Raw genomic sequence first — 2,928 nt, forward strand, 5'->3', positions numbered from 1 at the left:
TAAGAGAACAAATCGTATCAAAGGTCTTCTCTGGGAAGGTGATGGTTTTCTGCTTCTCTACAAAAGATTAGATAATGGTGCATTCAGCTGGCCGCGTTCTGCAGAAGAAGCCCTGGAAATTTCATCAGAGCAGTACGCGATGTTAATGCAAGGTCTGGAGATCATACCGAAACATCCAATCCGGCCAAACGACAATCCCAAGAGACTGATGTAGTGTTTGTGCATTATAGAGAAAAAATTTCAGTCAAAAAAGCGGTATTTTTATTTTACTGCATTTATCCACAGCATCCGGTTCTCAAACATCGAGCAGCATGATTTTTCAGAGAAAAAGCATACCGGATTTGTGGATAGCAGTACAGAACATCTGTGATTTCAGGGAAATATCCCAGGTGTTCTGTACTGTTATCCACCGTCATAATGACGAAAGGAAAACAGCCGCCAGGTGGCAGAAACTGTGTAAATCTGCTACAATGGACTCATTAAGAAAAGGAGTTCCTGCCATGGCGATCAAGTACACAGAAGAACAATTAAATAGCGTTGACAAGTCTATGCTGATCCAGATGTTTCTGAATCAGCAGGAGCAGTTAGAAAAGGTCAGTGCCGATCTGCATTTCCTTGATACCAAGATGCAGGCAATGATGGAGCAGCTGATTCTGGCTAATAAAAACCGTTTTGGACGTTCCTCTGAAAAAATGGAGGACACCCAGCAAATCCGTTTTGTTGAAGTGGATGGAACTCTTGTGTTTTTTAATGAAGCAGAAGCTGTTTGCGATCTGGACGCTCCGGAACCAGAAACTCTGGAAGCATCACCAGAACGTAAGAAAAAATCAAAAGGCAAAAAGGCTCAGGATATGTCTGAACTTTCCACAAACCGGATTGATCACTACATGACCGAAGAAGAATTAACAGCTGAATTCGGCGAAAACGCCTGGAAACAACTTCTAGATGCCATTGCACGCCGGTATCGGTTCATTCCGGCAAAAGTTGAAGTGGATGAGCACCATGTCGGCGTATATGCAAGCAAAGCGGATGGACACATGGTAAAGGCAAAGCATCCGAAGAGCCTGCTCCATGGAAGTCCGGTTTCAGCGTCACTTGCTGCAGCCATCATGAATGGAAAGTATGTAAATGCCGTCCCGCTTTACCGTCTGGAGCAGGGATTTATCCGATATGGCCTTGCCATAACCAGACAGAACATGGCGAACTGGATGATCCGTTTAGGTGAAGAATGGATTATGGAACAGCAGGTGTTGTGGATGAACTGGAAATGCTGTTTGGTTACCAGATGTGCATTTATTCCACCCATAAGCATACGCCGGAAGAACCGAGACTCCGTTTAATTATTCCGATGAGCAGGGAAGTCAGTGAAGAAGAATACCCGGCAGTAGGACGAATGGTGGCAAAGGAAATCGGTATTGATATGTTTGATGATACTACCTACCAGCCCAGAGACTCATGTACTGGCCATCCGTTTCCATGAATGGGGAGTTTGTGTTTAAGGAGTTGGAAGGAGCTGTTTTAAATCCGGATGATTACCTTGCCATGTACGATGACTGGCGAGATATTTCCACACATCCTACATCTTCCAGACAATCTTCTGCAATCAAAAAGGATGCCAAGACACAGGCAGACCCATTGGAGAAAGCAGGGATTGTAGGAGCATTTTGTAGAACTTATGGTATCCGAGATGCTATTGATAAGTTCTTAAAAGATGTGTATGAGCCATCCGCAATGGAAGGCAGATATGATTACATTCCGGCAGACAGCAGTGCTGGTGTGACTATCCATGATGAAAAATTCTCTTACAGTTTCCATGCCACAGATCTTGCTTGCGGTATGCTCTTAAATGCATTTGATGTGGTGCGTGTGCATCTGTTCCCAGATGATGATGAGAAAAAATCTTTTGATGCGATGGCAGAATTTGCAAGAAATGACGAGCAGGTAAAGCTGACACTTTTTACAGAGAGACAGCAGAAAGCAGTATTTGATTTTGATGAGGAAGACCCGGACGCATGGAAGAAGCAGCTTACCTACCAGAAGAAGACAGGGGAGTTGGAAAATACCCTTCATAATTTGGTACTTATCATGGAAAACGATGAGTTTATGAAAAATATCGTATTCAATCAGCTTGCAGACGGTATGGAAATCAAGGAGCCAATCCCATGGAATCATCCGTCAAAATTCTGGAGAGATGCGGATGACGCTCAGCTTATCTGTTATGTGGATGAAAAGTATGGATCTTTTTCACAAAGAAATTACAGCATTGCAGTGCGAAGGTTGTGGATGACCGTACCTATCATCCAATCAGGTAGTTCTTCCAGTCCTTGCCGAAGTGGGATGGTGTGAAAAGGGTGGAAACCTTACTGGTAGATTATCTGGGAGCAGATGATTCCCCTTATGTCAGAGCGATTACTAGAAAATTGTTGTGCGCCGCTTATGTGCGTGTCCATAATCCGGGAGCGAAGTTTGACAACATGATTGTGTTAAATGGCGGCCAGGGAATCGGAAAGAGTACCCTGATAAACAAGCTGGGCAGGGAGTGGTATTCCGACAGCTTGAATATTTCAGATATGAATGATAAGACTGCGGCAGAAAAACTGCAGGGATATTGGATTATGGAAATCGGGGAACTGGCGGGTATGCGAAAAGCAGACCTTGATAAAGTAAAAGCATTTATTTCCAGACAGGATGATAAGTACAGGGCAAGTTTTGGCAGAAGGGTAACGCCTCATCCGAGACAGTGCGTGTTCTTTGGAACAACCAACAGTGAGTCCGGGTATCTTCGTGACATTACCGGTAACAGACGTTACTGGAATGTGTGTTTATGATACACTAAAATTACCAGAAAAAAGCGTCAGAATTCCCTGAAATCAGCAAGGGATTTTCCTCAAAAAAGGCGGGACATATTGTATCCCCTTCACAATACAG

4 protein-coding genes are annotated in these 2,928 nt (G+C 43.9%); all 4 read left to right on the forward strand.

From position 1 onward, the window contains the following. Positions 1–214: IS66 family insertion sequence element accessory protein TnpB (tnpB, locus tag DXA97_RS19455; protein ID WP_147355616.1), on the forward strand; the 214-nt coding region annotated here is incomplete at its 5' end. A 286-nt stretch (positions 215–500) separates the two neighbouring features. Beyond that, a complete protein-coding gene (locus DXA97_RS19460; protein WP_347561713.1) occupies positions 501–1,340 on the forward strand; it encodes a transposase in 840 nt (279 codons plus the stop codon). Positions 1,341–1,491: 151 nt separating this feature from the next. Then, entirely contained in the window at positions 1,492–2,346 is an 855-nt protein-coding gene (locus DXA97_RS21385; RefSeq protein ID WP_243107784.1) for a hypothetical protein, read from the forward strand. Then, complete coding sequence (locus DXA97_RS21390) at positions 2,343–2,828, forward strand: virulence-associated E family protein (protein ID WP_243107785.1); 486 nt, start codon at positions 2,343–2,345, stop codon at positions 2,826–2,828. The genes DXA97_RS21385 and DXA97_RS21390 overlap by 4 nt, the downstream gene beginning before the upstream one ends. The last annotated feature ends 100 nt before the right edge of the window (positions 2,829–2,928 follow it).

Origin of the sequence: Clostridium sp. OF09-36, from assembly GCF_003481985.1 — a bacterium.
GTDB lineage: Bacteria > Bacillota > Clostridia > Lachnospirales > Lachnospiraceae > Brotaphodocola.

Coding starts and splice junctions, on each gene's coding strand:
- DXA97_RS19460 (WP_347561713.1), top strand. CDS start 501: ATGGCGATCAAGTACACAGAAGAACAATTAAATAGCGTTGACAAGTCT.